Source organism: Pseudomonas parafulva (genome assembly GCF_000800255.1).
GTDB lineage: Bacteria > Pseudomonadota > Gammaproteobacteria > Pseudomonadales > Pseudomonadaceae > Aquipseudomonas > Aquipseudomonas boreofloridensis.
In genome coordinates this window covers 4,477,823-4,499,961 of sequence record NZ_CP009747.1, presented here as the reverse complement: position 1 = coordinate 4,499,961, position 22,139 = coordinate 4,477,823, and the positions used below count along the sequence as shown (strand labels likewise).

The following is a 22,139-nucleotide window of genomic DNA, read 5'->3' as shown; positions in this document are numbered from 1 at the left end:
CCGCCGCCTGGGGGCCGCGCTTTCCTGTCATCGCCGTGCGGGGCATACTCGCAGGTCGGCCGCTGCAAGGCCGCTGAACTTTGCCTATGCTCCTGACAACCAAAAGGAATCATCGTGACGAGGGTCGATGCCATGTTCTACGTGCAACGCGACGCCGACGGCCAGCTGCTGCGGGTAGAAGCTACCCCGTTTGACGAGTACACCGAGTCGCTGCCGGCCGACCATGCCGATATCCAGGAATGGTTCGCCGACGATGTCGTGGAAACCAGTCTCAAGCAGCTCAAGCAGAGCGACCTGGACATGATTCGTGTGCTCGAGGACTTGATCGAGGTGCTGACCGCCAAGGGCGTGTTCAGCATCACCGACCTGCCGCCGGGCGCCCAGGCCAAGTTGCTCAGCCGGGCCTCCGCGCGCAAGGCGCTGGGCAGCCTCAATAACCTGATCGAGGAAGAGGAAGAAGGCGGGCTGATCTGAATCAGGCCGCACCCTGAGCGGATGCGGCCCGGGCCTGTATCACTTCCAGGGCGCAGGCTCACCCACCCATTGTCCCTGGATCCCCTGCACACCCATCTCGCGCAGTACCTGCAACTCGCCCTCGGTCTCGACCCGTTCGGCGATCAGCGGCAGGTCGATGCTGTGCGCCGCACCTTGGATCGCCTCGATGAACAGCCGCTTGTGCCGCTCTTGATCGATGCTGCGGATGTAACCGCCATCGATCTTGAGATAGGCCAGACCCAAGTGCGCCAGGTTGCCGATCATGCTGAAGCGCCCGCCGAAACGCTGGAGCGCCAGGCCGTAGCCCAGTTCGTGCAGGCGGCGGTTGAGCTTCTCCAACTGCGCCTGCTCCGGCAACTGTTCCTCGCCGATCTCGAAGGTCAGCCGACGTCCTAGCGCCGCATGCTGTGCCAGCAGTTCATACACTCGCTGCAGCGCCTTGGGATCGGCCAGCGTCGCGGCAGACAGGTTCAGCGCCAGCGACTCACCATGGCTCTGCAAGTGCCGAAGCACCTTCTCCAGCACCAGCAGGTCAAGCCGCGGCATCCAGCCGAAGCGTTCGAGCCAGGGCAGGAAGCGTCCGGCCGCCAGTGCCTCGCCCTGCTCGTCGTGCAGACGGGAAATCACCTTGTAGTGCAGAATCCGCTCCGGCGTTTGGCAGTCCACGACCGGCTGGAAGAACAGCTCGAACTGGCCGTTGGTCAGGGCCTGATCCAGACGCGTGTGCCAGGCGTGATGGCTGTCGGCAGCTTGCGCGGCAGCGCCTTGCTCCAGGCAGACCCAGCCCGGCTCTGGCTGGCTCTCGGCACGCGCCAGCGCCTCGTCGGCGAGCTTGAGCAGCGCCTGCGGCGCATCCCCTGGACTGTAGGGCGCAAGGCCGATGCAGGCCACCGGATCGACATCACTGGCGCCGGTCACATGCAGGCTCTGCAGGATCGCCTCCAGAGCCTGGGCCAGTTGAATGGCCTCCTCGTGCACCATGCCTGGCGCCAGCACGGCGAATTCACCGCCACGACTGCGGGTGATCAGGTCCTTGGTTTCCGGGAAGCTGGCACAGGTGCGCCGCAACTGTTCACCGACGGCTTGCAACAGCTGGTCGGTGCGTTGGCCACCCAGACGCGCGTTGAGGCCGGCCAAGTCCTGCACCCGCAACAACAGCAGGTAACCCGCGCGCGCCTCTTCCAGATTGCTGACCCGAGCATTGAGCTGCATTTCGAAATAGCGGCGGTTGGCAAGGCCGGTGAGGCTGTCCTGGTACGACTCGACCCGCAGCTTTTCGCTGCGCTCGGCCTGCTCGGTGAACAGCGTCTGCAGCTTCTCGACCATCTGGTTCATGGCCTGCACCACCCGACGAAACTCAGGCGTGCGTGGCAATTCCGGCAAGCTAAGGAACTCGCGCCGGGCAATGGCGTGGGATTGCGCCACCAGGTAATCCAACGGGCGCAGTTGGCGACGCAGCAACAGCGCGCCGAGGATCGCACTCACCACGCCACACAGCAGCAGCAGGCCGAGGCTGCCCAAAGCGCTTTGCCACAATTTGGCCAGGGCGAACATCGGATGGCTGATCACCTCGACCCGTGCCGCCTGCTGCCAGCCGCGGCTGACGATGGCATCGCCCCCGGCAGGCTCCAGGCCGATCAGGCCGATGAACCAGGCCGGCACACCGTTGCTGTCGGGCTCGGCATGGCGCTCGACCAGCACTGCGTTGGAATCCAGGTCGACGACCTTGATGCTCGAGTAATAGCCGCTGTCGAAGATCGAGCTGACCATCAGCTCGACCATGGCCGGATCGTCGATATTAGGGGTCAATGACAGGGCAAGCGCGGTCGCGGCATCCTGAGCGTGGGAGCGCAACTGGTTGACGTACTGGGTGCGCGAACTTTCCAGGCTGACCATGAAGCTGCCGCTGAAGGCGATCGTCAGGAGCAGGCATATGGCAAGCAGCAATTGTTTGAACAGTGACATCTGTGCTCCTCAATAGACCGGTTCGGCCGGGAACCCTTCGGCCTGCATTTTCTTCAGCACGTCCTGCCAGCGAGACAGGCGCTTGGTGTCGCCGACTTTCTTGTTGCCGGCGGCGCCGGTTATCCACAAGCCCTCGCCGTTGAAGGCATACACCGGCAGCAGGTCGGTGCGCTGGCTGGCCGGCTTGATCGAGTCCATCAAGCTGTCCAGCACCAGCGGCTGAGCCTGGGGACTGGCGTAGTAAGTCAGAACCATGTGCGCGCGGTTCAGCCGCAGCGCCTTGACGTAGGTGATTCGCAGCTTGTCGGCCGGGATGCCCATGCGCCGCAGACTGAAGTATTTGGCGATGGCGTAGTCTTCGCAATCGCCCGCGCCCTTGATCAGCGACTGCACCGGGGTGGCCCAGTAGTCGACCTCATGCCACAGGTCGATGTCCTCCACGTAGCGCATCTGTTTGTTGAAGAACAGGTTCACCACCTGCAGCTTGTCCAGCTCGCTGCCCTGATTCTGGGTCGCCATCAAACGCTGCCAGGCATCGATGCGCCCCTGTCCGGCGCCGAGCGGCCCGTACAACTGCTCCGCGCGGCGGCTGATCTGGGCGAAATCCCAATCGGCGTGCAGGCCGCCCAGCAGCAGGCAGCCTACCAGCACGGCGAGGCCGAGGCGATGCACGAGCTGCTTGAGCACTTCAGGTATCGCCACTGCGAACACCTTTCCAGAACAGACGAAAGCCGCGATGGTGCGGCTTACCCGTGTAAAAGACAATGGCACCTTACAATCACGGCGCTGGACGCCGATGCCCCGGCATTTGCCAACTGCCGATCAGGAACGGGCCGACTTCCCTTGCCTGGCGACTTCATTCACGATAGCTGCACTCCAGCGCCGCAGCAGCCCATCGCCTCGGTTTGACAAGTGACCACCCTGATCACTAGGGTTATTGGATCCAATCATCGCTATTCATCAAGGCAGACTCCGCGTGGCCGAGAAAATCCGACTCCTAAGCTCCGTGCTGGGTAATGAGCAAGTACCCGCTCATCTTGCCCGCAGCGTTATCGAAGAGCGCCTGCGCAGTGCCATCCTCGATGGTCGCCTGCCGCCGGGCACCGCGTTGCGTCAGGAAGAATTGGCAGGTCTGTTCGGGGTCAGCCGCATGCCGGTGCGCGAAGCGCTGCGCCAGTTGGAGGCGCAATCGCTGCTGAAGGTGGTGATGCACAAGGGCGCGGTGGTCGCTCCCCTGATCGGTGAAGACGCCGTCGATACCTACAACTTGCGCGTGCTCCTGGAAACCGAGGCGCTGCGTCAGTCCATCCCCAACCTGGACGCTGCCGATATCGCGCTTGCCCGCGGCTACATCGCTCAGTTGGAAGAAGAAACCCGGCACGCCGAAATCGGCCGCCTCAACCGCCTGTTCCACATGACGCTGTACAGCAAGGCCTCCAATCAAAAGCTGCTGCGTCTCATCGAGATCGAACTCAACGAGGAAGAGCGCTTCCTGCGTTTTCACCTCTCGGCCATGGGCCTGGGCAAGCTCACTCAGGATGACCACATCGCCCTGGTGGATGCGGCCAATGACAAGCTGGTGGAACAGGCCATCGAAGTGCTGGAAAAACACCTGAACACCGCAGCGCAGACCATCAGACGCTACTTGAGCTCGCAAGCCGCCAAGTGAATTCTCAGCCGCGACGGCCGCAAGCCCTAACGGTCATCACGCCCGGCACACCTCGGGATGAAGGACAGACAGTGCACGTCCAGAACCTACCAGCCCCCGAAGACAGCGGGTCATCCGCGCAAGTCCGCCTCATCTGCCTGGCTTGCAGCCCGCAGCACCTGGAACGCTATCGAGCCTGGGCCTATGCCCTGAGCGACCCCATCGAGCTGATCGCGGTCGATGTCCAGCGCCACGCCGACTGCGCGCCAAGCGACCTCCAGCAGGGCCCTTCGCCCCTAGCCCGTACCCTGGTCGACCACCTGCACCCTTACCTCAGCCAACCGCATGCCATCTTTGGTCAGCGTCTGGGCGCGCACCTGGCCTTCGAGCTCACTCAACTGGCAGAGCGCGAGCACCCTGGGCAGACTCGTCATTTGTTTGTTTCGAGCTGTGACAGCCCGAGGGCTACCGAACCTCGGGCCAGCATCAGCGCCATCCAAGTGCCGATGACGGTTCTCTATCCCGCCGGCTCACTCTCTCAAATGCTCGGCTGGCACGCCTTCGTCCGGCGGGAGCTGGAGCTCATCGAGTTACCGGACGCTTCGGCAGACCCTTCCCATGTGGATCAACGGCTCGTGCGAATCTTCGACACGCACCTCGGCTTATTGAGCTTCTGAACCCTGACACACGGCGTAATTGCCTCGCGTTGGCAGGATTTCCCCCAGTGTGCTGCCAAAGGCCGTGGCAGCGCGCGCCGTTTACCCCCACTCTAGTTGCGCCGTGACTGCTGATCGCCCTGTTCGGGGCCCGGTCGCAGGCCTTCCATACACCCGCAGAAGGAGTCTGATATCGGGGCAAGGGCCGCATGGCGATCAGCCGCCCCCGTAAAGCGAAACACTCCCGCAACGACCTTTACCAGTGCTCCGAGTGAGGCATTCACTCAACTTTAATTTTCTGATCTTAGTTATCGGAAGGGGCACTGCTTAATTAAATAAAACTCTCAAAAAGTTTTATACGGGCTCCCATTTTTCAACATTCCCACTCCCCAAAATTATTTCAAAAAACATTTGCCGACAACTTTGAAGTTGTTCTAACTTTTCATCGCCGACCCCTGGAACTTGCCTGGCCTGCTGCAGGCCGCATGCTTCATGGTCCGCCGGCTATACCGAGACTGCTCAGCCATCGAACTTAGATCGAGGCACTCGTTCGCACAGACTTTGTAATGGCTGTAACGGCACGGTAACTAAGCGCCTAATTTCCACGAGGAATAATTGTGATGAGCCCATTGAACAGCACCCTGTCCAACCATAAGAGCGCCCTTGCCCGGCACCCATTGTTTTCCGAGATCGATTCGCTCGAAACATTGCGACGGTTCATGGAAACCCATGTTTTCGCCGTGTGGGATTTCATGTCGCTGACCAAACGTCTGCAACAGGAACTGACCTGTGTCCGCCTGCCCTGGCTGCCGCCGTCGGATCCCGCCGCGGCACGGCTGATCAACGAGATCGTGCTCGGTGAAGAGTCCGATGACCGCCTGCAACATGGCCACTACAGTCATTTCGAACTGTACCTCGACGCCATGCGCGAGGTCGGGGCCAGTACGCAGGCCATCGAACACTTCGTCAGCTTGCAGCAGCAAGGCGTGGACTACCTCACCGCGCTGCAACGTTCAGGCGCCAGCGAGGCGGCCAGGCGCTTCGTCAGCGATACCCTCGACGTGGCCCTGCACGCTCCAGCGCACCGCGTGGCCGCCGCGTTCCTGCATGGCCGCGAGAGCGTCATTCCCGCGATGTTCCAGCAGATCCTCGATGAATGGGGCATTGGTCAGGCCCAAGCGCCGACGTTCCGCTACTACCTGCAACGGCATATCGAGGTGGACTCCGAGGACCATGGTCCCGCGGCGGAGCAACTGCTGGCGCGCCTGGTCGATGGCGACCCACAGCGTCAGGAAGAGGTCTACGAGGCCGCCATCACTGCCGTGCAGAGTCGTACCGCGCTGTGGGACCGTCTGCGCGCTTCGTTGCAGGTGCCGGCCGGTGAGGTGCTGCCATGAATGCGCTGGACTACCGTTCTTTCGCCGAGGCCTGGGAAGAGCGCGCCACCATCCGCACGCGGCCGCGTCGCCGGGTCGAGGACGACCAGCGGTTGATCTATCCCCTCAGTCGCCAACCGCTGGTGCTCAGTGCCACCTTCCAGCAAGGCTGCCCGCAGTTGCGCGACTTCGTGCTGGTGCAGAGCCTCTACAAGTTCATCAACGATGTGGTGATCTTCGAGACCGAGATCGTCGACCGCACCGCCCGGCGCATCGCCAAGGACCACTTCGCCGTGCGCTTCCCGTTCGCCTGCCGCTATGACGCGATGACCGTGGTGGTCGATGAGGACTATCACGCGCTGGTGGCCATGGACTTTCTGCAGCAGACCATCGCCCTCACCGGCATCGAGCCCATCGTCCTGCCTGGCGAGATCGAACTCAGCCGCGCCATACCTGCAGCGCTGGCCCAGGTACCGGCGTCCTTGCGCGATGCCTTGGAGCTGATCTGCGTCGGCATCGCCGAGAACACCCTCACCGATGACGTCGCAGCGTTTGCCCGCGACGACACGGTCAAGCCCTCGGTGAAAGGGTTGATGGCCGATCACCTGCTCGACGAAGGGCGTCATTCCAGCTTCTGGGCACGTCTGACCCGGATCTACTGGCAGGCCGCGCCTGAACACGAGCGCGAAGCCATCGCCCGCGTGCTGCCGGTGTTCCTCGGCCAGTACCTGACCAACGAGATCCAGCAGACCTTCGACTTCAGCCTGATCCAGGCCTTGCCCATCAGCGAAGACCTGCGTCAGGCGCTGCGCGAGGAAGTGCTCGGCCTGGCCTATCCGATCAATCACCAGCATCCGCTGCTGGGCAACATCCTGCGCTTTTTCCGCGCCAGCTCGATGCTCGAGTCGCCGTGTGTGCAGGACGCCCTGCGTGATTACCTGCCCTGAGGAGCTGCGCATGCGACGTCTCAACATCATTCTGGTCGGCATCAGCCCGGCGCTGCACGCACTGGCGCAGATGCTCGACGATCACGGCCATGCCTGCGTGCTGGCCGAAAGCCCGGCGGCGCTTCGTCAGGCGCTGAGCGCAACGCACTCGCTGGCATTGGACGATGGCAGCCTGGCGCTGTCCTCCAGCGACTGGCAGGGCCTTGCCGATGCCCCTCTGCTCAGGCTGCGACTGGGCACCCATCACGCGACTACGCTGCCCGCACTCGAGCTGCTGTGCTGGTATGGCAGCGCCACGGCCCAGCGTCTGATCGCACGGGTGGCGCTGGCGGCACCCGTTTCAGGCAACGGCCAGCAAGTGCGCGAAGAGGCTCTGCAGGTCATTGCCGAGCAGGTCACCCTGCTGAGCACTCGACTGGCCCGCGATGCCTGTGCACTTCGCGAGATGCCCACAGCGCTGGCTGGGCTGCATGAGCGCGAGCATGGACTGCAGTGGCTGGAGTCGCTGGCTTTCCATCACCCCTTCAACCGCACACAGCGCGCAGACCTGCTGGAGCAGGCTGAAGGCGACTTGATGCAGTACCTGGAGCAGGGCCTGCGCCAAGCGCCGCGCAGACCCGCTCTCAACAGCAATGGCGAACGTATTGGCTATCGCGAACTGCACGGGCTAGCCGTCGCGCTGCAGCAGGCGCTGTTGCCGCTGCTGCCCGAACACGCTGACCAGCCTGCGGTAGTGGGTGTGTGCATGGCCAAGTCACCCGCCCTCTATGCAAGCCTGCTGGCCGTGCTGGGTTGCGGCGCTATCTACCTGCCACTGGACCCTGCAACCCCCGCTGATCGTCGCAGACGCATTCTCGAGGACGCCGGCGCGCAGGTGCTGCTGCACGATGGCACGGTGCAGACAGCCCTACCTTCGCTGGATGTAAGCCGATTGTCGTCGGCCCAGCGGGCGGACGTGCCTTCGCTGCAGCAACGTCCGGGTGAGCCAGACCGCGCGTGCGTGGCGATCTACACCTCCGGCACCACCGGGCAGCCCAAGGGCGTGCTGCTCAGCCAGCGCAACCTCTTGCACTTCATCGCCTGGTATCGCGAGCATGTCGAACTGGATGCCGACAGTCGTGTATTGCAGTTCTCCACCATCGGCTTCGACGCCTCGCTGCTGGATATCCTGCCCACCTTCGCCAGCGGCGCGGAGTTGGTGATTCCGGACGAAGAGCACCGCCGTGATCCACAGCGGCTGGTCACACTTATCCACAGCCAAGCGGTGAGCCATGCATTTCTGCCACCCGCGTTGTTGAGCATCCTGCCCAGTGACGCGCCTTTGGGTCTGCGGCACCTGGTGACGGGAGGCGATGTCTGCGAGCCGGAGGTGATCGCGCGCTACAGCCAGCAGTGCCAGATGCACAATATCTACGGACCGACCGAAACTACTGTGCTGGCGACCACCCGGGTGTTCGCTGTCGGTACGAGCAACCGAAACCTCGGCAAGCCGATCGCCAACACTCAGGTGCTGATCCTCGATCCGCATCTGCAACCGGTCGTCGAGCAGACGCCGGGCGAACTCTACCTTTGCGGGCCTGGGGTCGGTCTGGGTTATCTGAATAATCCGACACTCACCCAAGAACGCTTCGTCACCCTCGACCTGCCAGACGGCCGCGCTTTGCGCGCCTATCGCACAGGGGATATCGGCAAATGGACAGACCAAGGTATCGAGCTGTGTGGGCGACTCGATAACCAAGTGAAGATCCGCGGCTTTCGCGTGGAGCCGGAGGAAATCGAACACTGTCTGCGTGCAAGCGGACTGTACAAGCAACTGGTGGTAGTGATCGACGAGCAGCGGCGGGTGCTGGCGTTCATGGCGCAGCCCGCTGCCCAGAATGCTCTGACAGCGCTGCGCCAACACGCCGAAGCGCATCTACCGGATTACATGCGCCCAGTGTTCTATCAGGTGTTGGAGCGGATGCCGTTCACGGCCAACGGCAAGGTCGACCGCCAGGCCCTACGGGCGCGACCGCTGGCGTTGCCTCCCAGCGCACGGGTCGGCCCCAGCACCGCCACCGAGCAGCGTCTGCTGGTGCTGTGGAGCGAACTGCTGGAGCTGGCAGAGGCGGACATCTCCGTGGACGACAGCTTCTTCAACCTCGGCGGCCATTCCATTCTGCTCTCCAGGCTATTGCTGGAGGTGCGTCAGCTGTTTGGCTGCGGGGTTGCCATCAACCGCTTCATCGAGCAGCCGACGCTGCAACGGCTGGCGGCGCTGCTCGACGGTGAAGAGGGGGGAATCGACGCGGGCTTGGACCGTCTGGAACAGGACGCCAATCGGCCGCTGGATCTGCACGTGCTGCCCTTGGAGGCCATGGGCGATGTGCACAAGGTCATCGTCACCGGCGCCAACAGTTTCCTCGGCGTCCACTTGGTCGAGGCGCTGCTCGACTGGGGAGCTACGGAGGTGGCGTGCCTGGTGCGCAGCAGCGCTGAGCAGACGGCCAACGAACGCTTTGCCCAAGCCATGCGCGATAACCAGCTGGACTTCGACCTGACACGGGTGCGGGTGCTTGCCGCGGATCTGCGCCACCCGCGATTGGGGCTTGGCGAGGCGGATTACGACGACCTTGATCTGAACTTCGGTGCCTTGCTGCACAACGCAGCGCAGGTCAATCACGTGCTGGATTACCAAGCACTGGCTGTGGATAACATCGAGCCGCTGTTCGAATGCCTGCGGCTGTGCGAAGGACGGCGCAAGAAGATCTTCAACTTCGTCTCGACACTGTCAGCCTGCAGCGCGGTGAGCGGTGATGGGCGTGTACTGGAACAAGACCCGGCCGTCACGCCGCCCATCTACCTGCGCAATGGTTACAACCTGAGCAAATGGGTTGGCGAGCGCATTCTGCATCGTGCTCGTGAGGCGGGCGTACGGGTGAATCTGTTCCGGCCTGGCAACATCACTTTCGACAGTCGTAATGGCGTCTGTCAGCCACACCGTAATCGCTTGATGCTGATGCTCAAGGGTTCACTGCAACTGGGTCAGGCCCCCCACCTGGAGATCGATTTCGACCTCATGCCGGTGGACTTCCTCAGCCGCTTCATCGCCTTTCACAGCAGCCGGTACCACCCTGGGCACTGTGTCTTCAATCTGCACAATCCCGAGCCCCTGCGTTGGCAGGACTACCTGGCTGCGTTTCGGGAACAGGGCCACGCCTTCGACGTGGTCGATGTCGCGCAATGGCAGCGTCAGTTGGGACGGGTCGATCGCGACAACGCGCTGTTCGACGTGCTGGGCTTCTACCTCGAAGGGTTCGAGGAGGACATCGGCGATATCGCCGGGATCGAGCATGGCAATGCCCGAGAGGGCGTGCGACGCATGGGCGCGTGCTATCCGGTCAAGGACACAGCGCTATTGCAACGCGGTTGCCGCTACCTCAGCGACATCGGTTTTCTCTGACTCTTCGCTTTATCACAACAGGAGCAATACGACATGCAAGCACTCAAACCCGATACCCTGATTCGCAATCCACAAGGTTGCCTGGTGGTCTCCAGCGTGGACATCACCGCACCGGCCTCCGCTGTGTGGAGCATGGTGGGCAACTTCGCTGGCTTTCCGGTGTTCATCCCGGCCCTCTCGCATATCGAGATGACCGGCAGCGGGGTGCGCTCGGTACGCAAGAAGCTGTTCAAGGACGGTCATGTGGTGATCGAGCAGTTGAACTCGCGGGATGACGAAGCGATGCACATGACGTGGAGCCTGATCTATACCAGCCTGAATATCGGCAATTTGTGGGCAGCCATGCAGGTCGAGCACATTGACGCCCAATCCAGCCGAGCGACTTGGACTATCCAGGCAGAGCCTTGGGAAGGAGGACCGCAGGCGCTACCGGAATTCCAGGCTTTCTTGCAGGGCTTTGCCGATCAAGCGATGGGCAACGTACGTAATCTGCTGACCTGACAGATCCCCCTGAAAGACAAAACCCCTACCTGCTTGCGCAGATAGGGGTTTTGCGAAATGAATCTTGACGATGACCTACTCTCACATGGGGAAACCCCACACTACCATCGGCGATGCATCGTTTCACTGCTGAGTTCGGGATGGGATCAGGTGGTTCCAATGCTCTATGGTCGTCAAGAAATTCTGTGTGCAGGCCCGTCCCAAGGACGTGTCTGCGAATCTCTGTAGTCTCTACTTAAAGACAAAACCCCTACCTGCTCACGCAGATAGGGGTTTTGCGAAATGAATCTTGACGATGACCTACTCTCACATGGGGAAACCCCACACTACCATCGGCGATGCATCGTTTCACTGCTGAGTTCGGGATGGGATCAGGTGGTTCCAATGCTCTATGGTCGTCAAGAAATTCGGTTGCCAGTGCGTCCTTACGGACACCCCAGCCTATTCGGATATGTGATTCTGTGGTTCGTCGCGAACTTTCGGTTCTCTCGTCTTCACCACCACAATTCGGCGCTCACGCTCAAATTGCTTGGGTGTTATATGGTCAAGCCTCACGGGCAATTAGTATGGGTTAGCTCAACGCCTCACAGCGCTTACACACCCCACCTATCAACGTCGTAGTCTTCGACGGCCCTTCAGGGGATTCTAGATCCCAGTGAGATCTCATCTTGAGGCAAGTTTCCCGCTTAGATGCTTTCAGCGGTTATCTCTTCCGAACATAGCTACCCGGCAATGCCACTGGCGTGACAACCGGAACACCAGAGGTTCGTCCACTCCGGTCCTCTCGTACTAGGAGCAGCCCCTCTCAAATCTCAAACGTCCACGGCAGATAGGGACCGAACTGTCTCACGACGTTCTAAACCCAGCTCGCGTACCACTTTAAATGGCGAACAGCCATACCCTTGGGACCGGCTTCAGCCCCAGGATGTGATGAGCCGACATCGAGGTGCCAAACACCGCCGTCGATATGAACTCTTGGGCGGTATCAGCCTGTTATCCCCGGAGTACCTTTTATCCGTTGAGCGATGGCCCTTCCATACAGAACCACCGGATCACTAAGACCTACTTTCGTACCTGCTCGACGTGTCTGTCTCGCAGTCAAGCGCGCTTTTGCCTTTATACTCTACGACCGATTTCCGACCGGTCTGAGCGCACCTTCGTACTCCTCCGTTACTCTTTGGGAGGAGACCGCCCCAGTCAAACTACCCACCATACACTGTCCTCGATCCGGATCACGGACCTGAGTTAGAACCTCAAGGTTGCCAGGGTGGTATTTCAAGGATGGCTCCATGAGAACTGGCGTCCCCACTTCAAAGCCTCCCACCTATCCTACACAAGCAAGCTCAAAGTCCAGTGCAAAGCTATAGTAAAGGTTCACGGGGTCTTTCCGTCTAGCCGCGGATACACTGCATCTTCACAGCGATTTCAATTTCACTGAGTCTCGGGTGGAGACAGCGCCGCCATCGTTACGCCATTCGTGCAGGTCGGAACTTACCCGACAAGGAATTTCGCTACCTTAGGACCGTTATAGTTACGGCCGCCGTTTACCGGGGCTTCGATCAAGAGCTTCGCTTGCGCTAACCCCATCAATTAACCTTCCGGCACCGGGCAGGCGTCACACCCTATACGTCCACTTTCGTGTTTGCAGAGTGCTGTGTTTTTAATAAACAGTCGCAGCGGCCTGGTATCTTCGACCGGCATGGGCTTACGGAGCAAGTCCTTCACCCTCGCCGGCGCACCTTCTCCCGAAGTTACGGTGCCATTTTGCCTAGTTCCTTCACCCGAGTTCTCTCAAGCGCCTTGGTATTCTCTACCTAACCACCTGTGTCGGTTTGGGGTACGGTTCCCAGTTATCTGAAGCTTAGGAGCTTTTCTTGGAAGCATGGCATCAACCACTTCGTCGCCTAAAGGCAACTCGTCATCAGCTCTCGGCCTTGAAATCCCGGATTTGCCTAAGATTTCAGCCTACCACCTTAAACCTGGACAACCAACGCCAGGCTGGCCTAGCCTTCTCCGTCCCTCCATCGCAATAACTGCAAGTACAGGAATATTAACCTGTTTTCCATCGACTACGCTTTTCAGCCTCGCCTTAGGGACCGACTAACCCTGCGTCGATTAACGTTGCGCAGGAAACCTTGGTCTTTCGGCGTGCGAGTTTTTCACTCGCATTGTCGTTACTCATGTCAGCATTCGCACTTCTGATACCTCCAGCAAGCTTCTCAACTCACCTTCACAGGCTTACAGAACGCTCCTCTACCGCATCACCAAAGGTGATACCCGTAGCTTCGGTGCATGGTTTGAGCCCCGTTACATCTTCCGCGCAGGCCGACTCGACTAGTGAGCTATTACGCTTTCTTTAAAGGATGGCTGCTTCTAAGCCAACCTCCTAGCTGTCTAAGCCTTCCCACATCGTTTCCCACTTAACCATGACTTTGGGACCTTAGCTGACGGTCTGGGTTGTTTCCCTTTTCACGACGGACGTTAGCACCCGCCGTGTGTCTCCCATGCTCGGCACTTGCTGGTATTCGGAGTTTGCATCGGTTTGGTAAGTCGGGATGACCCCCTAGCCGAAACAGTGCTCTACCCCCAGCAGTGATACATGAGGCGCTACCTAAATAGCTTTCGAGGAGAACCAGCTATCTCCGAGCTTGATTAGCCTTTCACTCCGATCCACAGGTCATCCGCTAACTTTTCAACGGTAGTCGGTTCGGTCCTCCAGTCAGTGTTACCTAACCTTCAACCTGCCCATGGATAGATCGCCCGGTTTCGGGTCTATACCCAGCGACTAAGCGCCCTATTAAGACTCGCTTTCGCTACGCCTCCCCTATTCGGTTAAGCTCGCCACTGAATATAAGTCGCTGACCCATTATACAAAAGGTACGCAGTCACCTAACAAAGTAGGCTCCCACTGCTTGTACGCATACGGTTTCAGGTTCTATTTCACTCCCCTCTCCGGGGTTCTTTTCGCCTTTCCCTCACGGTACTGGTTCACTATCGGTCAGTCAGTAGTATTTAGCCTTGGAGGATGGTCCCCCCATGTTCAGACAAAGTTTCTCGTGCTCCGTCCTACTCGATTTCATTGAAAAGAGACTTTCGTGTACGGGGCTATCACCCACTATGGCCGCACTTTCCAGAGCGTTCCACTAATCTCAAATCAACTTAAGGGCTGGTCCCCGTTCGCTCGCCACTACTAAGGGAATCTCGGTTGATTTCTATTCCTCAGGGTACTTAGATGTTTCAGTTCCCCTGGTTCGCCTCTTGCACCTATGGATTCAGTACAAGATACCTAGGTTATCCTAGGTGGGTTCCCCCATTCAGAGATCTCTGGATCACAGTCTGTTTGCCGACTCCCCAAAGCTTATCGCAGGCTACCACGTCTTTCATCGCCTCTGACTGCCAAGGCATCCACCGTATGCGCTTCTTCACTTGACCATATAACCCCAAGCAATCTGGTTATACTGTGAAGACGACATTCGCCGAAAATTCGCACGTCGCTCTTTCGAGCAGAACTCACAAATTTTACCTCAGCCTGATTTCCAGCAGTGAAACTGGTCATCAGTCTGTATCTATCACATATCCGAATTTTTAAAGAACGATCTGGCAAAAGCCAGAAATCAACATTCCAACGCGGCGTCAACGCGACGCGCGAATGCTCATTTCTGAGTTCTAACAGTGCTGTACAAAGGTGGTGGAGCCAAGCGGGATCGAACCGCTGACCTCCTGCGTGCAAGGCAGGCGCTCTCCCAGCTGAGCTATGGCCCCGTGTATCTGCTACATCTCGTAGGCCGCACCAAGTAATTGGTAGGTCTGGGCAGATTTGAACTGCCGACCTCACCCTTATCAGGGGTGCGCTCTAACCAACTGAGCTACAGACCTATAACAGGGTCGCGTTACAGCATCGTCTTTTCACAATGAATCAAGCAATTCGTGTGGGAGCTCATCAGCAGGCTGATGTCTTCGATTAAGGAGGTGATCCAGCCGCAGGTTCCCCTACGGCTACCTTGTTACGACTTCACCCCAGTCATGAATCACACCGTGGTAACCGTCCCCCCGAAGGTTAGACTAGCTACTTCTGGTGCAACCCACTCCCATGGTGTGACGGGCGGTGTGTACAAGGCCCGGGAACGTATTCACCGCGACATTCTGATTCGCGATTACTAGCGATTCCGACTTCACGCAGTCGAGTTGCAGACTGCGATCCGGACTACGATCGGTTTTGTGAGATTAGCTCCACCTCGCGGCTTGGCAACCCTCTGTACCGACCATTGTAGCACGTGTGTAGCCCAGGCCGTAAGGGCCATGATGACTTGACGTCATCCCCACCTTCCTCCGGTTTGTCACCGGCAGTCTCCTTAGAGTGCCCACCATGACGTGCTGGTAACTAAGGACAAGGGTTGCGCTCGTTACGGGACTTAACCCAACATCTCACGACACGAGCTGACGACAGCCATGCAGCACCTGTGTCAGAGTTCCCGAAGGCACCAATCCATCTCTGGAAAGTTCTCTGCATGTCAAGGCCTGGTAAGGTTCTTCGCGTTGCTTCGAATTAAACCACATGCTCCACCGCTTGTGCGGGCCCCCGTCAATTCATTTGAGTTTTAACCTTGCGGCCGTACTCCCCAGGCGGTCAACTTAATGCGTTAGCTGCGCCACTAAAATCTCAAGGATTCCAACGGCTAGTTGACATCGTTTACGGCGTGGACTACCAGGGTATCTAATCCTGTTTGCTCCCCACGCTTTCGCACCTCAGTGTCAGTATCAGTCCAGGTGGTCGCCTTCGCCACTGGTGTTCCTTCCTATATCTACGCATTTCACCGCTACACAGGAAATTCCACCACCCTCTACCGTACTCTAGCTTGCCAGTTTTGGATGCAGTTCCCAGGTTGAGCCCGGGGCTTTCACATCCAACTTAACAAACCACCTACGCGCGCTTTACGCCCAGTAATTCCGATTAACGCTTGCACCCTCTGTATTACCGCGGCTGCTGGCACAGAGTTAGCCGGTGCTTATTCTGTCGGTAACGTCAAAATTGCAGAGTATTAATCTACAACCCTTCCTCCCAACTTAAAGTGCTTTACAATCCGAAGACCTTCTTCACACACGCGGCATGGCTGGATCAGGCTTTCGCCCATTGTCCAATATTCCCCACTGCTGCCTCCCGTAGGAGTCTGGACCGTGTCTCAGTTCCAGTGTGACTGATCATCCTCTCAGACCAGTTACGGATCGTCGCCTTGGTGAGCCATTACCTCACCAACTAGCTAATCCGACCTAGGCTCATCTGATAGCGCAAGGCCCGAAGGTCCCCTGCTTTCTCCCGTAGGACGTATGCGGTATTAGCGTTCCTTTCGAAACGTTGTCCCCCACTACCAGGCAGATTCCTAGGCATTACTCACCCGTCCGCCGCTGAATCGAGAAGCAAGCTCCTCTCATCCGCTCGACTTGCATGTGTTAGGCCTGCCGCCAGCGTTCAATCTGAGCCATGATCAAACTCTTCAGTTCAATACTGCTTGGGTTTTTAAGAAACCCTAAACTTGGCTCAGCAATCTCAAATGACTATGTGATTTCTCGCATGGCCACTTGTGATGCTGATAATCTAGGCGACGATCAGTCCGTACTCACAAGCACCCACACGAATTGCTTGATTCGATTTGTTAAAGAGCGTTTGGCTAAGAGCGTTTCGTCTCAACCGAGGCCGCGCATTCTACAGCAGCCTTACTTCGTGTCAAGCGTTTATTTTGAAGTTCTTTCCGAGAAACTCGTTTAGCTTCAAACACTTGACTCGCTGCGATCTCTCGCAGCGGGAGGCGAATCATACAGCACCAAACGATGCTGTCAACTGCCTTTTTCACCGCTTTCAACCCGAGGATCGAAGCCCTTCGCACCGCGCCGAACTCGCTTAACTCGTTGATTCTCAAGGAGTTTCGCGTTCCGTTTGCTGCGGAAGTGGGGCGCATTATAAGGGGATCTGAACAGCGGTCAAGGCTTAATTTCAAATAAATTCAAATAGTTGAAACAAAGCGGGGTGGCCTACCGGCCACCCCACTCACTTATAGAGAGGTCTACCACCCCACCTACACCACGCCGGCATCCCTCAACCCTTGCACGACACTCGCCTCCAGCCCCAGCACCTCTTCGAGTACCGCCTGAGTATGCTCACCCAGCAAGGGCGGCGCGTGACGGTACTCCACCGGTGTACGCGACAGCCGGATAGGACTCGCCACCTGCGGCACACTGCCCGCCAACGCATGCGGCACATCCAGCGCCAGCCCACGGGCCAGCACCTGCGGATCCTGGAACATTTGCGCCAGGTCGTTGATCGGTCCGCACGGCACACCCGCCTGCTCCAGAAGGCCAACCCACTGCGCCGTAGTCTTGAACACCGTCACCTGACGGATCAGCGGGATGAGCTCCGCCCGATGCGCTACCCGCAGCTTGTTCGTGGCAAACCGCGGGTCATCCGCCCACTGGGGCTGACCCGCCACCTCAGCGAACTTGCGAAACTGCCCATCGTTCCCCACGGTAAGAATGAAATCGCCGTCTGCAGTGGGGAAGTCCTGGTAAGGAACGATGTTGGGGTGCGCGTTACCCAGCCGTTTCGGTGCAACTCCGGTGGTCAGGTAGTTCATCGCCTGATTCGCCAGACACGCCACTTGCACATCCAGCAACGCCATATCGATATGCTGGCCTTCGCCCATCTGGTCGCGATGGGCAAGCGCAGCCAGAATCGCAACCGTGGAATACAAGCCCGTCAGGATATCCGTCAGCGCCACCCCGACTTTTATCGGCCCCGCGCCCTCCTCGCCCTCAGGGCGCCCGGTCAGGCTCATCAACCCGCCCAGCCCCTGAATCATGAAATCGTAGCCCGCTCTTTTGGCATATGGACCGGTCTGGCCAAAGCCCGTGATCGAACAATAGATAAGGGTGGGGTTGACCATCTTCAGGCTGTGATAATCCAGCCCATAGCTGGCCAGACCGCCCACCTTGAAGTTCTCGATGACGATATCGGACTTGGCCGCCAGCTCACGCACCAGGCGCTGACCCTCGGGCTGGGTGAAATCAATCGTGACCGAGCGCTTGTTGCGATTAGCGGACAGGTAGTAAGCAGCTTCACTGGTACTCTCGCCCTGCGCATCCTTGAGGAAGGGCGGCCCCCAGGCGCGTGTATCGTCGCCACTGCCGGGACGCTCGACCTTGATCACATCCGCGCCCAAGTCGGCGAGAATCTGTCCACACCAAGGTCCGGCCAACACCCGAGACAGATCCAACACCCGCAGGTGAGAAAGCGCTCCCATGGCCTGCTCCTTCTATTAATAGAACGCCTGGATGCCAGTCTGGGCACGCCCGAGGATCAGCGCATGAATGTCATGGGTACCTTCATAAGTGTTGACCACTTCGAGGTTGACCAGATGCCGGGCCACACCGAACTCATCGGAAATGCCATTACCGCCAAGCATGTCGCGGGCCAGACGGGCGATTTCAAGCGCCTTGCCGCAAGAATTGCGCTTCATGATCGAGGTGATTTCCACCGCCGCCGTGCCCTCATCCTTCATCCGCCCCAGACGCAGGCAGCCCTGCAGGCCCAGGGTGATTTCAGTCTGCATGTCGGCGAGCTTCTTCTGGATCAACTGATTGGCCGCCAGCGGGCGGCCGAACTGCTGGCGATCGAGCGTGTACTGGCGCGCGGTGTGCCAGCAGGCTTCCGCCGCGCCCAGTGCTCCCCACGAGATGCCGTATCGCGCTGAATTCAGGCATGTAAACGGCCCCTTGAGACCACGCACTTCAGGGAAGATGTTCTCCTCCGGCACAAACACACTGTCCATGACGATCTCGCCAGTGATCGAAGCACGCAGGCCCACCTTGCCGTGAATGGCCGGCGCGCTCAGGCCTTTCCAGCCTTTTTCCAGAATGAAGCCACGAATATCACCGGCATCATCCTTGGCCCAAACCACGAATACGTCGGCAATGGGGCTGTTGGTGATCCACATCTTGCTGCCAGTCAGGCTGTAGCCACCTTCGACCTTGCGTGCCCGAGTGATCATCGCCCCAGGATCGGAACCATGGTTGGGCTCGGTCAGACCGAAGCAACCGATCCATTCGCCGCTGGCCAGCTTCGGCAGATATTTCTGCTTCTGCGCCTCGCTGCCAAAGGTATCGATGGGCACCATCACCAAGGAAGACTGCACGCTCATCATCGAGCGATAACCGGAGTCGATGCGCTCCACCTCGCGAGCGATCAATCCGTAGCACACGTAGTTCAGGCCACTGCCGCCATACTCCACCGGGATGGTTGCGCCCAGCAGACCGACCTCGCCCATCTCGCGGAAAATCGCTGCATCGGTACGCTCATGACGAAAGGCCTCGACCACACGCGGCGCCAGCTTGTCCTGGGCGAACTGGTAGGCGCTGTCGCGCACCATGCGTTCTTCTTCGGTGAGCTGCTGATCCAGCAGCAGCGGATCGATCCAGTTGAAGCTTGCTTTACCGGCCATGTGATGAGTCCTCTGCAGATGTCCGATGAATAGGGCTGGAGTTGATCCTAGGTCCGAATCGGCAGCACGACAAACGAGGATTGCGCACCTACCTGTGTTGTTTTCTCACTCCAAGAGAGGACAGAATCGCCTGAGTGACCCTTGATGAGTGAGATTGACGTACATGCGCCGGAAGATCCCTAGCACCGCCGCGTTGGTCTGCTTCGAAGCTGCAGCCCGCCACGAGAGCTTCACCAAGGCCGCACAGGAGCTGGCACTGACCCAGGGCGCCGTGTGCCGACAGATCGCCAGCCTGGAAAGCTTCCTCAATGTAGAGCTGTTTCGACGCTCGCAACGCGGAGTCAAGCTGAGCGAAGCCGGCCTTTCCTATAGCCGCCAGGTGGCAGCGCAGCTCGATGCGGTGGAGCGCGACACACTGTCGGTGATGCGCCAGCAAGGCGCCAGTGTCATCGAACTGGCCGTGGTGCCTACCTTCGGCACTCAATGGCTGCTGCCACGACTCAAGGATTTCCAGCAACGTCATCCGCAGGTGACGGTCAACCTGACCAACCGTACTCGGCCCTTCCTGTTCGCCGACACGCCTTTTGATGCGGCCATCTACTTCGGCGATGCCGACTGGTCTGGCACCCAATCGCACCGGTTGATGGGCGAGAACCCGGTGCCGGTGTGCTGTCCGCACTGGCTCGAAAAGCAGGACTGCATCGAGCCGGGAGAAATCGCACAGCTACCCTTGCTGCAGCAGACCACTCGCCCCTACGCGTGGCGACAGTGGTTCACCAGTCTCGGCATGACTGTGGAGCGGGACATGACCGGGCCGCGCTATGAACTGTTCTCAATGTTGGCCCAGGCGGCCATGCACCAGATGGGCATCGCCTTGATCCCCCCTTTCCTCATCCAACGCGAGCTGGAGGACGGACGCCTGGTGGTCGCAAACAGGCATGTGCTGACCAGCGACAAGGCCTACCATCTGATGATTCCGGAGCGCAAGATCGAGTCGGCTTCGCTTCGTGCTTTCCGCGATTGGCTGATAGGTCAAGCGCACGCCTACACCCGACTCATGTAGCCCGCCTGTGCTGTAGTTCCTAGTCAGACAAACCTACAGATGTATGGATATGTCGCCTATCCATAAACAATCTTATGACCTCGACGAAATCTCTGAACGTCCCGCACAGCGTGAGCTAGAGGTGACATTTACGACATTCACCAATCTGTGAGCGAAACACAGGAAAAAATCTCGTTTTCCTCATCTATGATGCGAATGTCCCATTCTAGACGCGTCGAAGCCCATGCGTTGCGACACATGGTCACAGTGTGACTTGTAGTTTTAACTTCGTTTCGCTTCAGAACTGGTTGATGCCGTTTCGGTTCCTCTGCAAAATGCCTCGCCCGCCCCGGAACCGGCGGTATGCATGCTCAACGACCGCTCCAGCCGCACCACCCGAAGTGGGCTGGAAATCAACAATGACAAAGGTCACCGCAGGAGAAAAAGTCGTGCACATTGGTGTTCCTCTCGAGACGCAGACGGGTGAGACGAGGGTCGCTGCGACCCCGGAAACCATCAAGAAACTGGTTGGCCAAGGCCATCGGATCACCGTCGAACGTGGGGCCGGGCTCAAGGCCAGCATTCCGGATACGGCCTATGAAGCCGCAGGCGCCACCCTGGGCGAGGCCGCCGACGCACTGGGCGCACAGTTGGTGCTGAAGGTGGTGGCCCCCAACGACCAAGAATTAGGCCAGATCAACCCTGGTAGCGTTCTGGCGGGCATGCTCAACCCCTTCAACAATGATTTGATCGCCAAGATGGCCGATCGCGGCATCACGGCCTTTGCCCTAGAAGCGGCACCCGCACGTCGCGGGCCCAGAGCCTGGACGTGCTGTCGTCACAAGCCAACATCGCCGGCTACAAGGCCGTACTGCTTGCCGCCCACCATTATCCGCGCTTCATGCCCATGCTGATGACCGCCGCCGGTACGGTGAAGGCTGCCCGCGTACTGATCCTGGGCGCTGGTGTCGCCGGGCTACAGGCCATCGCAACAGCCAAGCGCCTGGGTGCGGTGATCGAAGCCTCGGACGTACGCCCGGCAGTCAAGGAGCAGATCGAGTCGCTGGGTGCGAAATTCATCGACGTCCCCTACGAGACCGATGAAGAACGCGAGTGCGCCGAAGGCGTCGGTGGCTATGCCCGCCCCATGCCGGCCAGTTGGATGCAGCGTCAGGCACAGGCGGTCCACGAACGCGCCAAGCAGGCCGACATCATCATCACCACGGCACTGATTCCAGGACGCAAGGCACCGACGCTGCTGAGCGCAGAAACCGTTGCGCAGATGAAGCCTGGCTCGGTGGTCATCGACTTGGCCGCAGCCCAAGGTGGCAACTGCCCCCTCACCGTGGCCGACCAGGTGGTGATGGCGCATGGCGTGACCCTCGTAGGTCCGACCAACCTTCCCGCACAGCTGGCGGCCGACGCCTCGGCGCTGTACGCACGCAACCTGCTGGATTTCATGAAGCTGCTGTTCGACAAGGACGGCGCTCTGGCGATCAACCTCGAAGACGACATCGTCGCCGCGTGCCTGATGTGCCGCGACGGCCAGATCGTGCGCAAGAACGGCTGAGGAATACG

Annotated in this window: 12 protein-coding genes, 2 tRNA genes, 4 rRNA genes and 1 pseudogene; 9 read left to right on the top strand and 10 right to left on the bottom strand. The window is 59.3% G+C overall.

Translation table 11 applies throughout. The annotated features are described in order from the left end of the window. Nucleotides 1-132 precede the first annotated feature (132 nt). On the top strand, nt 133-474 hold the full coding sequence (locus NJ69_RS19755; RefSeq protein ID WP_029614627.1) for a hypothetical protein: 342 nt from the start codon (nt 133-135) through the stop codon (nt 472-474). Nucleotides 475-513: 39 nt separating this feature from the next. Here NJ69_RS19755 and lapD read toward each other — a convergent pair whose 3' ends face one another. Both lapD and lapG read right to left on the bottom strand, forming a co-directional pair. Further along, nucleotides 514-2,460, bottom strand: coding sequence for a cyclic di-GMP receptor LapD (gene lapD / locus NJ69_RS19750; RefSeq protein ID WP_039582476.1), 1,947 nt, complete (start codon nt 2,458-2,460; stop codon nt 514-516). A gap of 9 nt (nt 2,461-2,469) precedes the next feature. After that, complete coding sequence (lapG, locus tag NJ69_RS19745) at nt 2,470-3,231, bottom strand: cysteine protease LapG (RefSeq protein WP_080754783.1); 762 nt, start codon at nt 3,229-3,231, stop codon at nt 2,470-2,472. A 205-nt stretch (nt 3,232-3,436) separates the two neighbouring features. Here lapG and NJ69_RS19740 point away from each other — a divergent pair, with 205 nt between their 5' ends. From NJ69_RS19740 to NJ69_RS19715, 6 genes are all read left to right on the top strand, one after another. Beyond that, complete coding sequence (locus tag NJ69_RS19740) at nt 3,437-4,129, top strand: GntR family transcriptional regulator (protein ID WP_029614629.1); 693 nt, start codon at nt 3,437-3,439, stop codon at nt 4,127-4,129. A gap of 71 nt (nt 4,130-4,200) precedes the next feature. Beyond that, nucleotides 4,201-4,785, top strand: a complete 585-nt coding sequence (locus tag NJ69_RS19735) for a thioesterase II family protein (protein ID WP_039582473.1) — start codon at nt 4,201-4,203, stop codon at nt 4,783-4,785. A 599-nt stretch (nt 4,786-5,384) separates the two neighbouring features. Next, entirely contained in the window at nt 5,385-6,161 is a 777-nt protein-coding gene (locus NJ69_RS19730; RefSeq protein ID WP_029614631.1) for a DUF3050 domain-containing protein, read from the top strand. Further along, nucleotides 6,158-7,087 carry a diiron oxygenase gene (locus tag NJ69_RS19725; RefSeq protein WP_039582471.1) on the top strand — a complete coding sequence of 310 codons (930 nt, stop codon included), beginning with the start codon at nt 6,158-6,160 and terminating at the stop codon, nt 7,085-7,087. Before NJ69_RS19730 ends, NJ69_RS19725 begins: the two co-directional genes overlap by 4 nt. A 10-nt stretch (nt 7,088-7,097) precedes the next feature. After that, nucleotides 7,098-10,529, top strand: a complete 3,432-nt coding sequence (locus tag NJ69_RS19720) for an amino acid adenylation domain-containing protein (RefSeq protein WP_039582469.1) — start codon at nt 7,098-7,100, stop codon at nt 10,527-10,529. A gap of 33 nt (nt 10,530-10,562) precedes the next feature. After that, nucleotides 10,563-11,030 carry an SRPBCC family protein gene (locus NJ69_RS19715; RefSeq protein ID WP_039582467.1) on the top strand — a complete coding sequence of 156 codons (468 nt, stop codon included), beginning with the start codon at nt 10,563-10,565 and terminating at the stop codon, nt 11,028-11,030. A 62-nt stretch (nt 11,031-11,092) separates the two neighbouring features. Here NJ69_RS19715 and rrf (NJ69_RS19710) read toward each other — a convergent pair. From rrf (NJ69_RS19710) to NJ69_RS19675, 8 genes are all read right to left on the bottom strand, one after another. Then, nucleotides 11,093-11,208, bottom strand: a 5S ribosomal RNA gene (gene rrf, locus NJ69_RS19710). A 109-nt stretch (nt 11,209-11,317) separates the two neighbouring features. Then, nucleotides 11,318-11,433: ribosomal RNA gene (rrf, locus tag NJ69_RS19705) — 5S ribosomal RNA — on the bottom strand. A 137-nt stretch (nt 11,434-11,570) separates the two neighbouring features. After that, nucleotides 11,571-14,462: ribosomal RNA gene (locus NJ69_RS19700) — 23S ribosomal RNA — on the bottom strand. Between the two features lie 254 nt (nt 14,463-14,716). Continuing rightward, nucleotides 14,717-14,792: transfer RNA gene (locus NJ69_RS19695), tRNA-Ala, on the bottom strand. 37 nt (nt 14,793-14,829) lie between these two features. Then, nucleotides 14,830-14,906: transfer RNA gene (locus NJ69_RS19690), tRNA-Ile, on the bottom strand. Between the two features lie 86 nt (nt 14,907-14,992). Further along, a 16S ribosomal RNA gene (locus tag NJ69_RS19685) occupies nt 14,993-16,529 on the bottom strand. Together the 16S, 23S and 5S rRNA genes with 2 tRNA genes alongside form the textbook arrangement of a ribosomal RNA operon. A 572-nt stretch (nt 16,530-17,101) precedes the next feature. Further along, on the bottom strand, nt 17,102-18,322 hold the full coding sequence (locus tag NJ69_RS19680; protein WP_039582466.1) for a CaiB/BaiF CoA transferase family protein: 1,221 nt from the start codon (nt 18,320-18,322) through the stop codon (nt 17,102-17,104). Nucleotides 18,323-18,337: 15 nt separating this feature from the next. Further along, nucleotides 18,338-19,519 carry an acyl-CoA dehydrogenase gene (locus tag NJ69_RS19675; protein ID WP_039582465.1) on the bottom strand — a complete coding sequence of 394 codons (1,182 nt, stop codon included), beginning with the start codon at nt 19,517-19,519 and terminating at the stop codon, nt 18,338-18,340. A 163-nt stretch (nt 19,520-19,682) separates the two neighbouring features. On the opposite strand from NJ69_RS19675, the gene NJ69_RS19670 reads away from it, so the two are divergent. Further along, nucleotides 19,683-20,582: a LysR family transcriptional regulator gene (locus NJ69_RS19670; protein WP_029612298.1), complete on the top strand. Its 900-nt coding sequence runs from the start codon at nt 19,683-19,685 to the stop codon at nt 20,580-20,582. 428 nt (nt 20,583-21,010) lie between these two features. Beyond that, a pseudogene (locus NJ69_RS19665) lies at nt 21,011-22,131 on the top strand (Re/Si-specific NAD(P)(+) transhydrogenase subunit alpha). Nucleotides 22,132-22,139: the final 8 nt, after the last annotated feature.